The 18524-nt window shown below is 58.5% G+C and carries 10 protein-coding genes; 3 read left to right on the top strand and 7 right to left on the bottom strand.

Features of this window, described 5'->3' with window-relative positions; translation table 11 throughout:
- Positions 1-36: 36 nt before the first annotated feature.
- The 5 genes from ACE4QZ_RS11750 to ACE4QZ_RS11730 all read right to left on the bottom strand — a co-directional run bounded on the left by ACE4QZ_RS11750 (position 37) and on the right by ACE4QZ_RS11730 (position 8371).
- A complete protein-coding gene (locus ACE4QZ_RS11750; protein WP_028697231.1) occupies positions 37-2298 on the bottom strand; it encodes an ATP-dependent DNA helicase in 2262 nt (753 codons plus the stop codon).
- Positions 2295-3944 (bottom strand): VRR-NUC domain-containing protein, encoded by a 1650-nt coding sequence (locus tag ACE4QZ_RS11745; protein ID WP_103444518.1) that lies wholly within the window; start codon positions 3942-3944, stop codon positions 2295-2297. The genes ACE4QZ_RS11750 and ACE4QZ_RS11745 overlap by 4 nt, the downstream gene beginning before the upstream one ends.
- Before the next feature lie 146 nt (positions 3945-4090).
- Complete coding sequence (locus ACE4QZ_RS11740) at positions 4091-5446, bottom strand: GntR family transcriptional regulator (RefSeq protein ID WP_103444519.1); 1356 nt, start codon at positions 5444-5446, stop codon at positions 4091-4093.
- A complete protein-coding gene (locus ACE4QZ_RS11735; RefSeq protein WP_103444520.1) occupies positions 5446-6831 on the bottom strand; it encodes a hypothetical protein in 1386 nt (461 codons plus the stop codon). The genes ACE4QZ_RS11740 and ACE4QZ_RS11735 overlap by 1 nt, the downstream gene beginning before the upstream one ends.
- Positions 6832-7348: 517 nt before the next feature.
- Positions 7349-8371 (bottom strand): zinc-dependent alcohol dehydrogenase family protein, encoded by a 1023-nt coding sequence (locus ACE4QZ_RS11730; RefSeq protein WP_103444521.1) that lies wholly within the window; start codon positions 8369-8371, stop codon positions 7349-7351.
- A gap of 206 nt (positions 8372-8577) precedes the next feature.
- Here ACE4QZ_RS11730 and ACE4QZ_RS11725 point away from each other — a divergent pair, with 206 nt between their 5' ends.
- The 3 genes from ACE4QZ_RS11725 to ACE4QZ_RS11715 all read left to right on the top strand — a co-directional run bounded on the left by ACE4QZ_RS11725 (position 8578) and on the right by ACE4QZ_RS11715 (position 15669).
- Complete coding sequence (locus tag ACE4QZ_RS11725) at positions 8578-9492, top strand: LysR family transcriptional regulator (protein ID WP_014591302.1); 915 nt, start codon at positions 8578-8580, stop codon at positions 9490-9492.
- 199 nt (positions 9493-9691) lie between these two features.
- Positions 9692-10426 carry a hypothetical protein gene (locus tag ACE4QZ_RS11720; RefSeq protein ID WP_135192464.1) on the top strand — a complete coding sequence of 245 codons (735 nt, stop codon included), beginning with the start codon at positions 9692-9694 and terminating at the stop codon, positions 10424-10426.
- Positions 10427-11592: 1166 nt separating this feature from the next.
- Positions 11593-15669 carry a P-loop NTPase fold protein gene (locus ACE4QZ_RS11715; RefSeq protein WP_181004848.1) on the top strand — a complete coding sequence of 1359 codons (4077 nt, stop codon included), beginning with the start codon at positions 11593-11595 and terminating at the stop codon, positions 15667-15669.
- Positions 15670-15740: 71 nt separating this feature from the next.
- Here the strand turns inward: ACE4QZ_RS11715 and ACE4QZ_RS11710 are convergent, their stop codons facing one another.
- A complete protein-coding gene (locus ACE4QZ_RS11710) occupies positions 15741-17054 on the bottom strand; it encodes an RES family NAD+ phosphorylase (RefSeq protein ID WP_103444525.1) in 1314 nt (437 codons plus the stop codon).
- 202 nt (positions 17055-17256) lie between these two features.
- Positions 17257-18369, bottom strand: coding sequence for a hypothetical protein (locus ACE4QZ_RS11705; RefSeq protein WP_135192986.1), 1113 nt, complete (start codon positions 18367-18369; stop codon positions 17257-17259).
- Positions 18370-18524 lie beyond the last annotated feature (155 nt).

Here is an 18524-nt window from a genome sequence, read left to right as displayed (position 1 = left end):
TCCTGATTGCGACCGATCGCCAAAAGCGAAAGACCGCTAGACAGTAGCCGCCGCCCACCACCCTGGAAACATCTGCTGCACCCGCGTCTCGGCGAAGCGTTCGTCAATCAGCACCAGTACACCACGGTCCTGGTCACCCCGAATAACCCGGCCCGCCGCCTGGATCACCTTGCGTACGCCCGGGTAGAGGTATGCGTAATCGAAACCCGCACCAAATTGCCGCCCCAGGCGCTGTTTGAACTGCTCGTTGACCGGGTTGACCTGAGGCAGCCCCAGGGTGGCAACAAACGCGCCAATCAGCCGCGTGCCGGGCAAATCCACCCCTTCGCCGAAAGCGCCGCCCAATACGGCAAAGCCCACACCTCGGCCATCGGCGACAAAGCGATCGAGAAATGCCTGGCGGGCCGCCTCGTCCATGCCCGGCTCCTGTGACCACAGGGGAATCTGGCCATGCTGCTCGGCCAACAGCCCTGCCACCTGTTGCAGGTATTCGAAGCTGCTGAAGAACGCCAGATAGTTACCCGGCATGCGCTCATACTGCCGGGCAATCAGGTCAACGATCGGCGCCAGGGAGGCTTGGCGCTGCTGGTAACGGGTGGACACCTGGCTGGCAATGCGTACCTCCAGCTGTTCGGCACGGAACGGCGCGGCCACGTCCAGCCAGGCGGTATCGGCTGGCATGCCCAACAGGTCGCTGTAGAAGTGCCGTGGGCTCAACGTGGCGGAAAACAGCGTCGCACTGCGCGCCGCCTGCATGCGTGGTGCCAGCAGCCGCGCCGGGATGACATTGCGCAGGCACAGGGTGGCCAGGCGCCGTTTGCGCGGGCCCTGGCGTTGGCTGATGTCGAACAGAAAGTGCTCGTCGAACAGCTCGGCAACCCGACAGAACTGCAAGGCCTGATAGAAGAACTGCAACACCTGAGGGTCCATGTGCGTGGGCGCCTGGTTCATCTGCTCCTGAATCAGCCCGACGCACTGCTGCAGGGCACGCAGCAGCCCTTCAGGCAGCGACTCGCTGGCCTGGTACGGCGCGCGCTGCTCTTTATACAACGCGTTCCATTGCCTGTTGAGGCGGTCCAGCGCACTGACCAGCCCAGGCGGTTTGCTCTGGCGCAACGCCAGCAACTGGCCCTGGTCAAGGCTGGCGCTGTACATGCCGCGCCCACGCTCGACCAGGTTGTGCGCTTCGTCCACCAGCACTGCCACTCGCCACTGGTTGAGCTGGGTCAGGCCGAACAGCAAAGCATGCGCATCGAAGTAGTAGTTGTAGTCGGCGACCAGCACGTCGACCCAGCGCGCCATCTCCTGACCCAGGTAGTACGGGCACACCTGGTGCGCCAAGGCCACTTCACGCAGGTTGGCGCGGTCGAGCAACGGCACTGCTGCAGCAGCCTCGCGCGCAGCCGGCAAACGGTCATAGAAGCCTGCGGCCAAGGGGCAGGACTCACCATGACAGGCCTTGTCCGGGTATTCACAGGCTTTGTCGCGAGCGATCAGCTCCAGTGTGCGCAAGGCAGGTTGCGGCGTGGCATCGGTGATCTGGCGCACGGCGTCCAACGCAAGCGCCCGGCCCGGTGTCTTGGCGGTGAGAAAGAACAGCTTGTCCAGTTGCTGCGGCACCATGGCCTTCAGCAACGGGAACAAGGTACCGAGGGTCTTGCCAATGCCGGTGCTGGCCTGGGCCATCAGGCAACGGCCGGTGCTAACCGCCTTGTACAAGGTTTCAGCCAACTGCCGCTGGCCCTTTCGGAACTGTGGGTAAGGGAAACTCAGCGCCAGCAGGCCTTGGTCACGTTCGGCCAAGCGTTGTTGCTGCAATCGGGCCCAGCCCAGAAAGCGCTGGCACTGGGTTTCGAAGAAGGCCTGCAACTCGGCAGCCGAACAGTGCTCAGTGAACAGCGTCTGGCTGTCGCTGTCCACGTCGAGGTACACCAGCGCCACCTCGATGGCGGGCAGTTGTCGTGCCTGGCACATCAACCAGCCATAGACCTTGGCCTGCGCCCAGTGCAACTGACGGTGATTGGCCGGTTGACGCGCCAGATCGCCACGGTGCGTCTTGATTTCCTCCAGGCGATTGCTGCCAGGGTCATAACCATCGGCACGGCCCCGCACCGTCAGGGTTTCGAACTGGCCTTCAAGGGTGATTTCCGACTCGTAGCCAGCAGCCCGCCGTGCCACTACCCGCTGATGTCCCTCGATACCCTCCTGAGCGGAGGGCGACGGCGTGAAACGCAGGTCCAGGTCGCCAACCTTGGCGCTGAACTCACACAAGGCGCGCACCGCTACGCTGTAACTCAAGGCGATTCGCTCCAGCGCACGTGGCACACCGCGACCGGCAGGCCGTGTTGCCGGCAGAACTCCAACCAGCGCAGTTGATTGTCCTGCAGGCGATCACCGGGCCCCTTGACCTCGACCATGCGATAACGGCCCTGCTCGGGCCAGAACTGGATAAGGTCGGGCATACCGGCACGGTTGCTGCGAATGTCCTGCAACAGGCGCAGGAAACATTGCTTGAGTGCAGCGGCCGGCAAGCAAGCCAAGGCCTGCTCCAGCAGTGCCTCGCTGAGCATGGACCAGAACACGAACGGCGACTGCAACCCCTGTTTGGCCACGTAGCAGTCGAGAATCGCCTGGCGATGGCTGCCATCGTCGAGCCTCCCGAGGCAGCGTTCGAACAGTGCACTGCGCCGTTGCTGGAAGTCGCTGTCGTGCAGGTCCTGTGGCGCGGCCTGGAACGGGTTGAAGAATGCGCCGGGCACCGGGGCGAAGATGGCCTCCCAGCACAACAGGCCAAACAGGCTGTTGAACAGCGTGTTTTCCACGTAATGCACCTGCCCCCCCTCTTGCATCAGGTGCTGACGCACGGCTTCTTCAACGCCCAGCGCAGCATGCCCGCGGGGCAGTTCGAGCTCGATCAGTTCCAGCGGCGTGGTGCGCTTGCGCCGCTGGGGCGGGCCGCCGAGTTTGCGCGCCAGGCGTGGCAGCATGCGCTGCAGCGCCTGCTCCTCCAGCGCGTTGGCGGGTGCCGCAGCCAGTTGCAATGCCAGTGCATGGGCCTGGCCCCACTGTTCGCTGCGCTCCAGCACCCTCACCTGGCGAATGCGCGCCTGGGGATGGTTGCACTGCGCATACACGGCCGTGGCCAGGTCCCATTCACCCAGGCGCTCGCATTGTTGGCCCACGGCGAATTGCAGCCGCGCATGGCGCCGGGCCAGCCAGGGGTTGTCGCTGTGCAGGCCCTGCAGGGTGGCAAGGATCGGCTGCGGGTCGCCGCCCTGCTCCAGGCGCTCGGCGCACTGGTGCAGGGCCATGGCCAGGTCGACATCGTCACGTTGCTGCAGGGCGCGAGAATCGGAGCTGAATGGTACCTGCTCGTAACGCAGCAAGCCCAGGTCGGCGAGGACAAAGTCTGACCAGTCCTGGTACAGGTTGCCGAAGAACAGCAGGCGCATGCGGTCGCACAGAGGTTGCAGGCACCACTGCAGAATGCGCACCTCGCTGTCGGGGAACCATTCGGCCAATGACCGCGCCGCCAGGGCCAGGGGTTGCAACTGTGCCAACAGCTCATGCTTGGCTGCGCGCGGGCGGCTCAGTTGCCGGGCGAAGCAGCGGGCCAGCTCTTCTTTGCGCAGCAACGCGAACAGCTGTTCAAGCTCCAGTTGCTCGGGCTCCCTTACCCAGCCAAGGGCCAGCAACGGCTGCAGCGCCAGCGCGGTATCGCCGATTTCGGCGTAGTCGAGCCGATCGCTGCGAAACAACTCGCCTTTGCGCATGACCATACGCACCATCAAGGCCTGGGCTGGCGCTTGCAACTGACTGAAGGCACGGATGAAGGCCAGTTCCTGGTCATCGAGCAGGTCCTGGTAGCGCTGTTCGACCCACGACACTACCTGGCGGAAGTTATGCAGGTAGTAGAACGGGTCGTCGACGGAATGGGCAATCACGGGATGGCATCAGGTAGCAAAAACAGACACTGGTTATACATACAGAAAAGCGTACCTGACAAGAGCCGCGGGTCAGCCCGGTGACTCGTTCATTTGACTTGTCGTCCCCTTCGCAGCAACTGTCAGCGCCTGCAAGCGTCTTGGTTTCAACTCGAGAAGCGGATATTTCGCCCGCAGTGCACCTCAAGCGCCTGCGCCAGTCGCCTTACCGCCCGCTGCAATTCATCCGGGTGCCCGCCCAGCCAAATCAGCGCGAGGTGTTGGGGGTAATGCCCCTGCAGGCCGAACTGCTCGCCCGGTAGCGCATGCAATGCAGAGCCGGCCAATGCCAAGGCAATACCGTCCCACGCCAGCGGCTGGCGGAAACTCACCCACAGCATTTGCCCTCCTTGCGGCAGCTCGAAGACCACCCGCTGGCCGAATTGCGACTGCAGCACATGCGCCAGGTATTGCGTGCGCCTTTGCAGGTCTGTGCGCTGTTGAACCAGTTGCGTTTCGATTTCCCCCTTGCCGAGCATGTGAGCAAGCGCCTGCAAGCGTAGCGGCGCAAGCCGAAACGCTCGCTCGGCGAATGCCTTGGCCAACACGGTGTCACGACTCAGTAAATAGGCATACGGCGCCTCTGCCCCCACCGCGGCCTCGAACGTGCCCATCACCAACAGCCAGCGCGGGTCGATCCAGTCACGCAGGCGTGTGCTCGGCGGCCCGTCGTAACAAAGCTCGCTGTCCAGGTCGTTTTCCAGCAACCATACCGGGTGTTGGCCAAGCAACTGCCCAAGCTGCTGCTGAAAATACGGTGAAACCAGCCGCCCTTGTGGCATGCCCAGGCAAGACGGCATGACCAACAGGTTTATCGGCTCGCTAGCAAGCAGCTTGGCCAAAGCGTGCAGCTCGGGGTTGCCACGGGAATCCTGTGGTACCTCCAGCACGCGCATGCCGACACGCCCCAAGGCGCGCAACACTTGCCAGCAACAGGGTGAATGCACCAACGCGGTACCACCTTGCATGGCCAGTGCGGTCAGCAGCGTCTCCAGCAACGCCAGCACATCGGGGGCCAACTGGACATCATCGGCATGCCAGTACTGGTTGGAGCAGCGGGTGTATCGCTCAGCCACAGCATTGCGCAAACGGGCGCTACCAAGCGCTTCCCAGGACGCAACCCTGCGATCACGCTGACGGGCCAAACGCCGTTCATGACCAAGCAGAATGCGCTCCAACAGTGGCTGTGTCGGCAAGGGAGGCTGCCGGGCCACGGCCACAGTCTGATCTTTGCCACCGTTTTGTACGTAATAACCCGACCTCGGCAGACAATGTACACGGCCCTCCTCCTCCAGCAGGCTGTAGGCACTCTGTACCGTGGCCAACGACACCCGTAACCGCCGGGACAGCTCACGCAATGACGGCAAACGGCATGTGCCAACGCCTGCAGCCTGGTCGATCAACGCTTCCAGGTAGCGATACACCTTGCGATACGCGAACTCGCCTGGGGCCGCTCGCCCCATCAAGGCAGCCCCGCAGCACCACGCCGCCGCCCCACCGCCTGCTGCGGTAGCAACCTCAGGTGTACATCCCGACGGGCCAGGTGGTTAAGCAGGCGCCATCCCGTCAGCGGTAACTGCCCATCATAAATCTGCCGCAGTTGCCCCAACGGCAGGCCACTGGTGTTCACCAGCCAGGCTTTGACTGCATCAGGGCAGGGTTTGCCTTGCAAGGCCCTGTGCAGGTACGGCAACGCCACTACCATGTCGGCATGCCGGCACTGCAAGAACCGCTCGAGGTTTTTCCCCTGCCTGGCAAACGGGCTGAACAGCAGGCACACCAGTTGGGCCTGATTGATGCCGTAGACTTTGCCAAATAGCAACGGGGTGGCGTTACGCTGCTTGCTGTCACCCCCCTGCCCTGCCAGCGTCAGCGCTGGGCGCCCGGCCTGCGGCTCCAGGCTGCGGGCACGCAGTTCGTGCAACTGTGCCGTGGCTAGCGAGTCGACGAATTCAGACAGCGACAAAGCATCCGTAGCAGCCTCGAAGTGACAACCCAGCATCGCGTCAATCTGCTGGTCTTCAAGCAACTGCGGCAACAGGTCATCAATAGCAATCAGCCGCACTGGCGCACGCCCCGGTACGGCGCCCGGTACCGGCCCGTGCTGGCCAACCGGTGCGCCCCCAACAGCGCCGTGCAATCGGCTCAGACCTTGGGCCAGTGCCGCCAGGCACTGGTGCACTGCATGCGGGCCGCACTCGCTGGCCAGGCGCAGGCTACGCCGGGCCCAAGCCAGGTATCGGCGCCGGTGGAACCCGGGCACGGCAGTGACCAATGCATCGGGAGGCACCGCTGACTGCAGCGCATTATCCACGGCCCCCGCCAGCTCCAGGTGCAAGCGGCAACCCAGCAGGGCTTCAGGCCTGGCATCGATCATGTGGCCGAACATCAACAACGCATCCCTGGCGAGCCCCCAGCGCTCAGGCATTACCGATAGCCGACGACTGAACGGCACCACTGCGCGCCCCTCGATCATCTGCAATTGCACCCTCGGATCATCCTGCATGAACAGGGCGCTAAAACTGCGCTCATGAGCTTCCAGCGTGGCGCTGTCGGCAACCGGCAGGCTGACCACCAATACCCGCAGCTGAAAGGTTACCGGCGAACGCAGGGCAATGCTCAGTTGCGCGGCACGCAACATGGCCAGCAGCCGGCTGCTATGGCGGTCGCTACCTTGCAATAGCTGCAAGCTGAAAGTACCGATGTACTCGGGCCCGCCTGCAGCAACCAACAGGCGTTGTATCAACAACTGCAAGGAAGCGCGCTGCGCCTGGGACATGTGGTTCAACAAGCGCTCAAGTACTTGCTGGTAGATATAATGCATCGCCTGGTCGTGAATAGCAGTCACGCAATCACCTCATCAACTTCATGCAGCCAGCGCATGCCGTACCAACCATTTCAACTTGAACATGCGCCAAACTTACCCAGAAGAAAATTCCTACAACTTAAATGAAAGTAATGACGTAACCCTTCACTGTCGCCAGGCCATCGAGAAAAAACCACCACTGCGATGGCCTGTCGCTTCCACATGCTGCTCTATACCAGGCATAGCCATGCTCATCCCACGTTCCTTGCACAAACTATCATTGGGCCATTATCGAGAGGGAGGCAGCGCGATTTGAAGACACAGTTCACGGTAAAAAAACCATTCAGCGGCCGTGTCAGCTCACAGTGGCTCGCAAGGGAAAAGCGTTCAAGGCTGAATATTTGGCGGGATATTTCTGAAACCCCAAAGACCGCTGACTTATATGTAGTCCGCGTCGCAACTTATTGTAGGAACAGTCCTACTTTAAAAGTTGAATCACTTTACCCCGCGCACAAAAAACCCGGGGCCTGCCCGGGTTTGCTGGTCATTTCAGTAACCGTCAGTGTTGCGCCATGTCCAGCACCACCCGCCCGCCGCACGGGCATTGGTCCATGTAACGATGCGCCTCGACCACCTGTTCGAACGGGTACACCTTGATGATTTGCGGCGTCAGCAGTTGGTCGGCGGTGAACTGGTTGATATCGCGCAAGGCACGCTGCAGTGCCACCTGGTCCTGGCTGATGCCAAGCTCTGGCTTGCCGGTGAAATTACCGATGCAGTGCACATAGAACTGAATGTTTTTCTGGAATGCCGCACAGGCCGGGAACGGTGTCTGGTTGCCACCTTGCAGGCCGTACAGCACCAGGCTGCCACGCGGCGCCAACACATCGCCCAACAGCGACATCTGCGGGCCACCCATGCCATCGAGCACCATGTCAACGCCGCGGCCATCGGTGTACTTGCCAATCTGCAACAGCAGGTCCTGCTCTTCAGTGACAATCACTTTGTCTGCGCCCAGACCCAGCAGGTACTCTCGCTGCGCCGCATCCTTGGTGGCGGCAAACACTTTCAGCCCCAGGGCCCTGCCCAGCTGCACGAAGGCAGGCCCGGCGCAATGGCTGGCATCGGTGACCAGTGCTGTCTGCCCGGCCTTGGCCCGTGCCAGGTCGACGTAGGCGAAATAGGCAATCAGCAGCGGGGTGTAGTGCACGCTGGCCTCAATCGGGGTAAGCACATTCGGATAGCGAGTAATGGCTGTACGCGGCAGTACGATGACATCGCCATATACCGGGTGGTCGTTGGCGCTGGTGGCCGGGAAACTGGCAACCCGGTCACCGACGGCAATGTCATCGACCCCTTCACCGACCGCCGTCACCACCCCGGCCATTTCGTGACCGATCCCTGCTGGCAGACGTGCCTGGGACGGTGCCAGATTCTGGCGCCAAAGCACGTCATACCAGCTGACGCCAACCGCTTCGACGCGGATCTGCACCTCGTCGGCAGCGGGTGACGGTTCGGCCTGCTCTTCGCAACGGAGCACGTCAGCAGCGCCGAACTTGTGGAAACGGATCATGCGGGACATCGCATACCTCGCCTTTGTGAACCTCTAATTACCACTGACTCTATCCGGGCTTTGCCCGTTAGACCATCAGTGGGCATTAATAGTCGACATGCTTGTCATCGATTGGGCACCTGACTTTCCCTGCGATTGGTCCCCCTAAACCCGTGCAGGGTAACAGCCTTTGGCCTTAAGATTCACCTCTGCCCCACATTAGGCGAAGCGCACCGATGAATCGAAACGACCTGCGTCGTGTAGACCTCAACCTGCTGATTGTGTTCGAGACGCTGATGCACGAGCGCAGCGTGACCCGCGCCGCAGAAAAACTGTTTCTCGGCCAACCGGCCATCAGCGCGGCGCTGTCGCGCCTGCGCAACCTGTTCGATGACCCGCTGTTCGTGCGCACAGGGCGCAGCATGGAGCCATCGGCACGGGCCCACGAGATCTTCGCCCTGCTGTCACCGGCACTGGATTCGATTTCCACTGCAGTCAGCCGCGCTGCCGAATTCGACCCGGCCACCAGCAATGCGGTGTTCCGCATCGGCTTGTCGGACGACGCCGAGTTCGCCTTGCTGCCGCAACTGCTCAAGCGCATTCGCGCCGAGGCGCCCGGTATCGTGCTGGTGGTGCGACGGGTCAACTACTTGCTGATGCCAACCCTGCTGGCCTCGGGCGAGATTTCGGTGGGTGTCAGCTACACCAGCGAACTGCCGGCCAACGCCAAGCGCAAGGTGCTGCGCCGCAGCATGCCGAAACTGCTGCGCGCCGACAGCGTACCCGGCAGCATCACCCTGGATGACTTCTGCGCGCGGCCCCATGCGTTGGTGTCGTTTGCCGGGGACTTGTCCGGTTTCATCGACGAAGCCCTCGAGGAAATCGGCCGCAAGCGCCACGTGGTGCTGGCGGTACCGCAGTTCAACGGGCTGGGGAGCTTGCTGGCAGGCACCGATATCGTGGCTACGGTACCGGACTACACGGCGGATGCACTGACGGCCGCCGGCGGCTTGCGGGCCGAGGATCTGCCGATACCCGTGCGCAGTTTCGAACTGCACATGGCCTGGCGCGGGGCACAGGACAATGACCCGGCGGAGCGGTGGTTGCGGTCGCGGATACAGATGTTTTTTGGCGACCCTGAGAGTCTTTAGGGGCCGTCGGGCAGGCTGTTCAACTGATCACTTCTGTCTTTTCATAGACCGTGAAGCTCCATTCACTTCCAGTGGATTGCTACATTAGGGGCACATCTGAGGGTATGCTTTGGATGGTTTGAAAATGATGCCCCCAATGTAAGGTCCAACTGTAAAGGGCCGGCGCCATATCCACGGGAATGCGCGCAGACGCGCAATCTTGGAATGCCCGGCATCGCTCCCACGGGTTCATCTCCATGACGATGTCAGTCAACAGCAAACCGCAACAGGTACCGATGCCATTCCTGGCATTGGAGCCCATGCGCCTCAAAATCACCTGCACACAGTGCCAATGCAGGTATGGCGTGATTGGCTCCGCCTACTTCTGCCCTGCGTGTGGTCACAACGCCGCAGACACCAGTTTGAGCAAAGTATCAGTGGGATCAAGAAGACTATTGAGCAACTGGATGTCGTCAAGTCAGCCAGTCCCGACCGTGATGCAGCGGAGTACACCACTCGACTGCTCATCGAAAATTGCCTGCAGAATGCAGTGACCGCCTTCCAACATGTGATGGAAGCACTCCATGGCTCGCTCAAGCTTGGACACCAAGTGAGGCGAAATGCTTTCCAGAATCTTGTTGAAGGTAGCCAGCTTTGGGCTGACGCAATCGGCACCCGCTATGAGCAGCTCCTACCAATCGAGCGTCTTGAACGGCTGACAATCTTGTTCCAACAGCGCCATCTGCTGGCCCACACCCAGGGCATCGTCGACGAGGACTACGTAAAAAAGAGCGGGGACAGCCGTTATCGAGCGGGCCAGCGCATTGTGGTCAACAGTGATGATGTTTCGGAGATTGTCAGTATTCTTGAGCAACTGACCACCAGTGTGCGCAAGGCTATTGAATCGATTCCATCCCCCACTGCTAACGAGGCGGAGGGGAGCTCTCAGGGATAAACGTTCCAACCCGGCCCATTCATTTCTGAGATAGGTACAGCCTGAGGTGGTAGGCCACGAAGGCGTCACCCTTTGGATGCAAAACACACAGAACCGATCTAAGCCGATTCACGCAGGGACGCCTCACTTGCCGCAACGCTACTGCTGCACGCCGAAGCTCACTCGTGTACCCCGTCCACCTCAACACCACTGCCATCTCGTTCTCGGGAGCAGCTACGGTTGCCAGAGCACCTCGTCCTTGGGAAAAACACAAAGCGGTTTTCAACGGTCTACCTGGGTTATTCGTCACGCCGCCACCCCACTGAGTACAAATGTTCTCCTATCGGGTCTCGCAGGATATACTGTATGTATCAACAGTAAGTCAACCTGTCGCACCTCCCCCCATCCGGCTCGCCACATGGGGCTGCCGTTGATAGAGCGCAGATGACTCTAGCGCAGTGGGTTCAACGTGAAGGTCACTGAAGACACATACAGATGGAGGAACCGTCAATGTCACTTAAGTCGTCGTTCGCCACCGTACTCAAGACGCTTAGAAGCAAGCGAAATATCTCGCAGCGCAACTTCGGCGACACGAGTCGCACTTATCTGAGTAAGCTTGAAGGCGGTCACTGCAGCATTACGCTGGACAAGCTTGACCAACTCAGCCAACGGGCTGGAGCTGAGTCCATTGACAATGTTGGCACTCACCTTGAGCCTGGAGTCTGGCAAACCTGCAGTCGAGCTCATTGATCACCTGCGGTTGGAGATTGAAGACCTGGAGAGCGATGGAGGTATCCCAGGACTGGAACAGGCAATGCGTGGTCTTTCTGCTCGTCTGCCTCACATAATCCAGCCCTCCCATGCTCCCCAGGCGCTGCCATCAGAGATCTGCTTTCCAGCGTCTTAAGCTACAGGGCACCATACTCGTGCCACGGGCGCCCTGTAAAAAACGCACATCGCTGTGATCCCCGCGATACCCTGGTGAATCTGCTGCCCCCCCCTGCCACCCTGCGACAGCGGCATAAAGCCCATTTCAAGCATGGCGGGATCTGCTGCCCGCTCAATCTGGACAATTACACGCTCGTACTGCGTGCCTTGCATGGCACGCGTCCCTAGCCACCGCCCATCTAGGGCAAGTAAGCTCCAGAGCAGATAGCCAAATGCCATATTCTGCTAAGGAAGACAGGATGCTAGATACACGCCGCTCCATGCCTGCCGTGCTGGATCGCCACATCGAGAAAGAAGAGGATGACGCCTTCGGGCACCGGCACTACGCGCAGGCCCTCCGGAGCTTGATTGAAGATGAAGGTCATCAGCCACCATTCAGCATCGGCTTGCTAGGCGGCTGGGGCACCGGTAAGAGCTCCATCAAAGAGATGTATACGCACGCCTTGGCTGATGACACCTCGACAGCGGGTGGACGCCGCCCGCGCAGTCAGCGTTTCAAAAGCATCACGTTCAACGCTTGGAGATTTGGTGGCAAGGAACAAGACATCAAGCGCGCCCTCCTACGGCACGTGTTCCTGGAGCTGGGTGGCGATGAGAGCAAACTTCATGATGACCTCTACCGCAATGTGACCCACACAGAGACGGTCAACAAGGGTGTCGGTGAACTGACCAAGCAACACCTGATGAGCTGGGTTGCCCCTGTACCGGCGTTCCTGATCGCAGTGATCACCTATCTGCTCTTCGTAGCCGCAGGCTTGAAATGGCTACCGCTGGAGAATGCCATCGTCCAGTCGCTTTTCGTTGCTGCGGTCACTGGGATTTATGCTTACCTGATCAAGGTGATGAAACCGACGGCAGTCAGCCCCTTTAATACCGTCACTCGCGTCCATCTGCCCAGCGCCAGTGCTGAGCAGTATGAAGAGATGCTGTTGCAGCAGTTGCGCAAGTTCAAAGCGTCGAGAAGTAATGCGGTACCCTACGAGCGCCTCGTCATCTTCGTGGACGACCTCGACCGACTCTCAGCGGAAGAAATGGTCTTGGGCCTGGATGCCGTGCGTACATTCATGGAGATCCCGGTCAACAAGCTTCCGGACAACCTCGGCCTGGTATTCGTGATTTCATGCGATGAGGGCAAGGTTGCGGATGCGCTCTCGCGCCGACGCGGCAACCCTGAGCAACCAGGCTCAGTGTTCAACCCCACCGATGCTCGGCGTTACCTTGATCGCATTTTCCAGTTCAGGCTGGAGATTCCGCCTCCGCCGCGAAGCGACATGCGCCAATTCGCGCTTTCCAAGCTCAAGAACTTCCCAGACCTGGTGAAAGACATCTCCGATAGAGGCGCCTCGGTTGAACAGGTGGTGGATCGGATGATTCACATCAACGTCACCGATCCGCGTAATGCCCTTCAGATCGTAAACGCATTCACCCAGACTTGGTGGCTTGCAAAAGAACGCGAGCTTGGCGCCATTGGCAGTGAGCGACCTGGCGGCCTGCATGAGGGTGCCGTCACAAACTACCCGGTTGCGCTAGGGGCATTGAGTGCCGCACGTGTGAGCTTCCCGGGATTTTACCAAGACCTGCAAGGTGACCCGCAGCTGCTGGAGCGCCTCACGAACTTGATGGTCAGGCAGGCGCTGCTCGATGACGAGCCTCTCGAAACTCGCCATGTACTTAAGCGCTATGTGACTCAAGAAGAGGGAGCGGAAAAAACCAGCGTGCTCGATGGGCAGCGCGATCTGCGTCAGTTCCTGGCCAGCCTGGTGGGCATTCAATGGCCGGGCTCGCTGCAGAGCCTGTTGTTGCTGTCCGAGGACTTCGCGACAAGACAATACGGCCCCCATGCTGCGCGGATCTATGGCTACCTGGTCTCCGGAGACACACAGGGCTTCCTGGAGGCCCTTTCTCCTCGTGCCAACGAGTCCTTGAGCGATCAAGAGACTCAGCTGTTGCACGGCATGCTAAGCGAGCTGCATCGCACTGAAGACACGCTCAAGTTCAACGCGATGCGTGTTGTGGCCGACATCATTGATCGCTTGCCGCCGCGTACCCGCGATCTGGTGCTGGGGATTCTGAGCAACGACATCGTGACCTCTGACAGTCTTCGCTCACTGCTTGGCGTAGAGAAGATCGGTCGGATCACCGCTATCTCGAATCCAACGGATCAAAAGCAGATAGCCTCGGTGTTGATCGACGAGCTGCTGACGCCTGACAAAGCCTGCACCATGCGCCTCCAGTCGGGTCAGATGCCCAATCTGGAAGAAACCATCATCATGGTTGAAGGCGCATCGCAGATAGTGCTCAGCGTGTTTTCCGCTCATGGTCTTGGGCCGGCAGCGAAAGACCGGCTCATGCAATGGCTGTCCAGACGCATAGTAAAAACGGGCTCTGGCTCAATCACCCTCCCGTTTAGCCACCTGCAACGCTGGATGGATGAGTTCGAGACGTCGTTGCTACCGGAGATCGGAACGGCGTACGTAAATCAGTTGATCACTGCGCTACACGGCCATGAAGAACCGCACGATGAAGACGATCTGATTGACGGGCTGGATATGCAGCAAACGACTGACAGGATCAACTCCGTCTGGGATCGCATGTCCAGCGAAGGTGATGAAAGCCGTGATGAGCTTTGGGAGCAGGTGACCAACCTTTCGAACATGAGCGCACCGCTCATCATCGGCTGCGTGATCCGAGCACTGGAGCAATACGTTCCTTACTCAGACGAAGAGCAGTTGCTGAAGTGCCTGGCTAGATTCAGCATCCGAGTAGCTGACCTCGATAACGAGACCATTGATTACCAACGCGCATTCCGGTTGATTGTGGATCTCGGTGCTGAGCGCAAACCGTACTTCAACGACGAATGGCGGGAGAGCTTTACCGATTTTGCGATCTCGTTGAGTACCACTGATGGCTATGCCGATGATGCTGCTGAGGTGCTACGCAAATTTGTGGTGGATCATCCGCGCAGCCTTGCGAGAGTGCTCGATCATTGGATCAGGAGACCCCTTAGCGCCATTCCTGGCGTATGCCGCAATCAGCTGTTTGAGGTATTCGGATCACTCTACGAGCACGACCAAACCTCGCTCGTCAATCAACTGACCACGCTCGTAAGCAGCCAAGAGCTGGATGATGCGCAAGGGGCGCTCTACACAGACGCAGCCACGCATATCCCCTTGCAATACTGGAGCGACAAACTGCTACGCCCTCATGTGGATGCGCTGATGTTGGCGGCCCCAAGCAAAATAGCCTCATGGGACAACGTGCTGCGACAGCTTGTCCCAGGCATTTCACTGGTGTTCATGCAGGCCACTCCGACAGTGTTGGGGCCAGCGCTGCAGAAATTGTTCAGTGGTGCCAAGGGACACAAGCATGCCTTCGAGAGTCTGCACAAGCACTTCTGCGGGCGTTGGCCAACGATTGAGCAGCTTCCCCACGGCTACTCTCCTCAAGCGCTCTTCAACGAAGCAAGGCAGCAGGCCTCATCATCACCAGGCATGGTCGGCAAATACACGCTAGCGTCCATGGAAAGCATGATCACCGGCGGTATCGTTCCATCGACACAAGGTGCTCAACTGGTGGACACAGCATGTGCCGTCTGGCAACAAAATCCCGCACAAGCCATCGACTCCCTGACATCCGGGCATGTAAGGCTCAGCAGCCCTCAGCTCACTACGCTGGCTGATGGTGTCGACTTCAACAAAGCAGTACAGGTTGAGATGCTTGAACGCGCGTGGACGGCGTTGATTCCCGAGTTGCCGGTGGACGAATACGTGAGCGCTGGCAAAGCAGTATTGCTGAAAGGCCCACGGGGCAATGTGAACGACCCTGATCTTGCCTTCTCCATCTGGTGCCGCGCGCTCAAAATCGAAGCATTCAACAACCTAAAATCCATGCTGTTGCACAGCGAGATCACTGATGAGCAACGCAAAAGGGTTTACGGTCACATTTTCCGCGCCTACATGGATGAGAAGGAGTCGAAGGAGCTGCCAGCACTGGCACTTCAACTGCTGAAGATTCCGGAGAGCCCTCTCACTTGGACAGCCGTCAATGGCCTGCGCTCTGAAATCAAAGATCGGCTGCCTAGTCATGAAGAGCGATTGGCATATGCACGTCTTCTGCTGCGTGAGATTCCGAATGCGGCTTCAGATACGGCCAAAGGACACATTGCTGCCTGGGCAAGAGCGTTCGGAACCGAAGCGCTGCTCAAGGAGCTTGATCCGGCACGGTTATCAGAAGCCGATCTGCAAATCATCAACACTGCTTTTGGCACAAGCAAGCCTATGGCTGGCCTGCTGAAGCGCTGGCTCAACCGGAACTGAAAAGCCGACAGCTCCAGATGGGCGGGCAACCTATGCCCGCCCTCGCCGTCGACTAGTGATCGATCAGGATCTCAAGGGTTGTAGCCCACAAGTTTTTCATCTGTATCAAAATCGACCCACTTGACCTGGTGAATTCGGATCTCCTCCCGATCCAGAGCCAGTGCAGGTTTGTAGCGAGGTACCGGAGGAATCTCATCCCACCAGCTCGGCTGATCCTCGCCCTTCTTCTTGGCCGCCCAGATCTGTGGACTGTAGTACTCACCCTCATCTACAGGTTGCCGAAGGGAGGCGAACTCAGCTTTGTACTTAGAGTCGGTATGGTGCACACCGGATGCCTTATTAAAGAGGATCACGTTGTGTCCAGGTGCGACATCATCACGCTTACCCAGCTGGATTGACGGGAAGTAGATGCCGTCCAAGTTGAGCGTAGGATGCATCGACAGGTAGTCGGCGATCGCCTGCGTAATCAAGTAGCCGTGATCCGCCAGATCCGGCATCACTGGTATCAACAACTGGTTTTTCAGGCTCGCTAGAAAAGCGGCTCGCTTCGCCTGCTCGACGCGTTGGGGGTCAAAGTAGCTGAGCCGACTATCAGGACGCGTTTTGTTCAACGCACCCAAATTGAGCAACCGCAGTGGGCGAGTCACCTGGAACGCGGCGGTTACCACATAGCTTCCAACAGGTGGTCGAACCTCAGCAATGGCGGTTCTGTCGTTTGTAGCGCCATAAAACACTGAGACGCCTTTGGCATTCATCCGTCCTGCGGCCCCTACTCCCGACGGAGGTGGCCCTAAGAAACGCTCAGGATGGAGCAATGCTTCCTCAACACTGCTATCAGAGGAAAACACTCTCGCCCGTTTAAAGGTATGCAGGGGTTGGCCAGGGCCGATCGTGAATATGGCTGAGCGTGATCCGCGAAGGTGCAATTGATCGACGTTGCCAAAGACCTGCTCAAGTACACGCGTGACAGCTGGGTTCACGAACCGTGCTTCCTCGCGGAGGCTACGCTCCATCTCCCTCCACTCATACGTCATGTCGATGCTCGCTGAAGCGCCCTCTCTGAAGTACGGATCCTCATCTCTCCAGCCGTCCCAAAGGACTTCACCGATATCGTTTATCAGCTCATCCGAACAGCCAAGTACACGGTGAAGCACGTCCGTCCAGTGCTCCCCGATCGGCGCGTGGTTGTGGAGGTAAACCGAACGCGGCTGTTCGACGACCTCAAACGAAGAAAGCGCAGACTCCCGACACTGCTCGATGAGCGCCTCAAGCGGCACGACACCACTCTCCTTCTGACAGTAGCTACACTCGTCGGTATCATCGAAGTCCAAGTAGTCTTGGAGATAGCGTTCAACAACGCACTCTGAGCATACAAATTTCAACACACTGCCTCCCTTGGCCTTAAGCACACTTGGGCCCCAAATCTGCGATACTACTGGATCACGCTATTAAAGACTGCTCATCAATTTTCGTCGTTTACCGCGCACGGGCTAGGCAACAGCCCATTGCTACAACCTTAAGTGCTTGGTAAGCAGCGGTCATGGCAGTGACTACTCTAACTGTTCGACCACTCTAGAATGAGTACATCTATGTCTGCTTCAAAGGCATCCGCTTAACCATCTTGCTGTTCATCGTCAAACAGGCTCCCGACTCGGAAGCCCATCTAGACAGATCCGTGCCCTCTAAAGATTTTGGGCACAGCAACGTAACACCACCCAAAGTAAAAAGCACAAGCCCTTCTACTACCGGATAATTCCTTTTCGTAACAACGTTCCCCCAGCTCCTATCAAAATCTTCTGCAGCATAGGTTTCCTTCAACATATAAGGAAACACCCGCACATCCTTAATACCTGCTAGAACTGCAGCCTGATCGACCGCAGCGGGCACAGCTGACGGCACAATAACGAGCGTACCAATTATCAGAGCCACAACACCAAAAAATGCGTTGCGCACCCGAACAAAGGTCTCACCCCTTGACACATAGAATGCGATAGCGGGAACAAAACCAAGGATGGTAATAAATATCGAAATAAAAACAGCCTTACTCACACCGCCTTGACTGTAAAACAACGAAGGCGTGCTCAAAACAGCTAGCATTGGAAAAGTGGCAGCGATCGCTGCCACCCAGGTAGCCATAGCCAAAGCAGACATGTGCTTCAGGTGGATAACCCCAAAGCAATGGACAGCCTTATCACCTGAAATAGCCTTATCAAGCAGAACAGTGAACTTGGGAATGAAAAACAATACAAGCATACCTATCACCACCCATACAGCGGAGTCGACAAACACAGGGACTACACTTGTATTATGAGTCAGCAAGGTCGAGCAAACTGTCGCGACAACGCCAGCAAGCGTGGGGATAAGCAGATAGCCCGCCATCGCACGCTGGACGTCCGGTGTTTTTTTGAACAGATTGACGGCAACTGCGTATGAAGCCGTAGTTAAGAGAAGAAGCAGCAGATAAAAAATCAGCAAAAGACTTGACACAACGACCCAAGGCCATACCTCCGAAGGTGCCGCCAAAGCCTTACCTATCAATTCGGGCGATCCAATTTCATGCAAATAGGCAAAAATAACGACGAAAGCTGCAAGCGCCCCCACAGCTGTCACTGTAGCGCTTGCTGACACCAGACTCCCCAACGCCCTCCAAACATTAATACCTTGAAGACTCGTGGGAACTCCGCTCTTTAAATCCGACATTACTAAATTCACCTCCATTCAATTAATTCCACCACGCGCCCAAAAAAAACCAATGAAAACCACCTCTCACAAGTTCATTGGGCGCACGGTAAAGAGACCGATCCGATACGACGGATTGACATGGGTAGCTACGCCCTATCCCTTAGATGGGAATA

The sequence above is a fragment of the Pseudomonas sp. DCA-1 genome, from assembly GCF_046523955.1.
Taxonomy (GTDB): Bacteria; Pseudomonadota; Gammaproteobacteria; order Pseudomonadales; family Pseudomonadaceae; genus Aquipseudomonas; species Aquipseudomonas putida_Y.
This window is presented reverse-complemented; position numbering and strand designations above follow the sequence as displayed.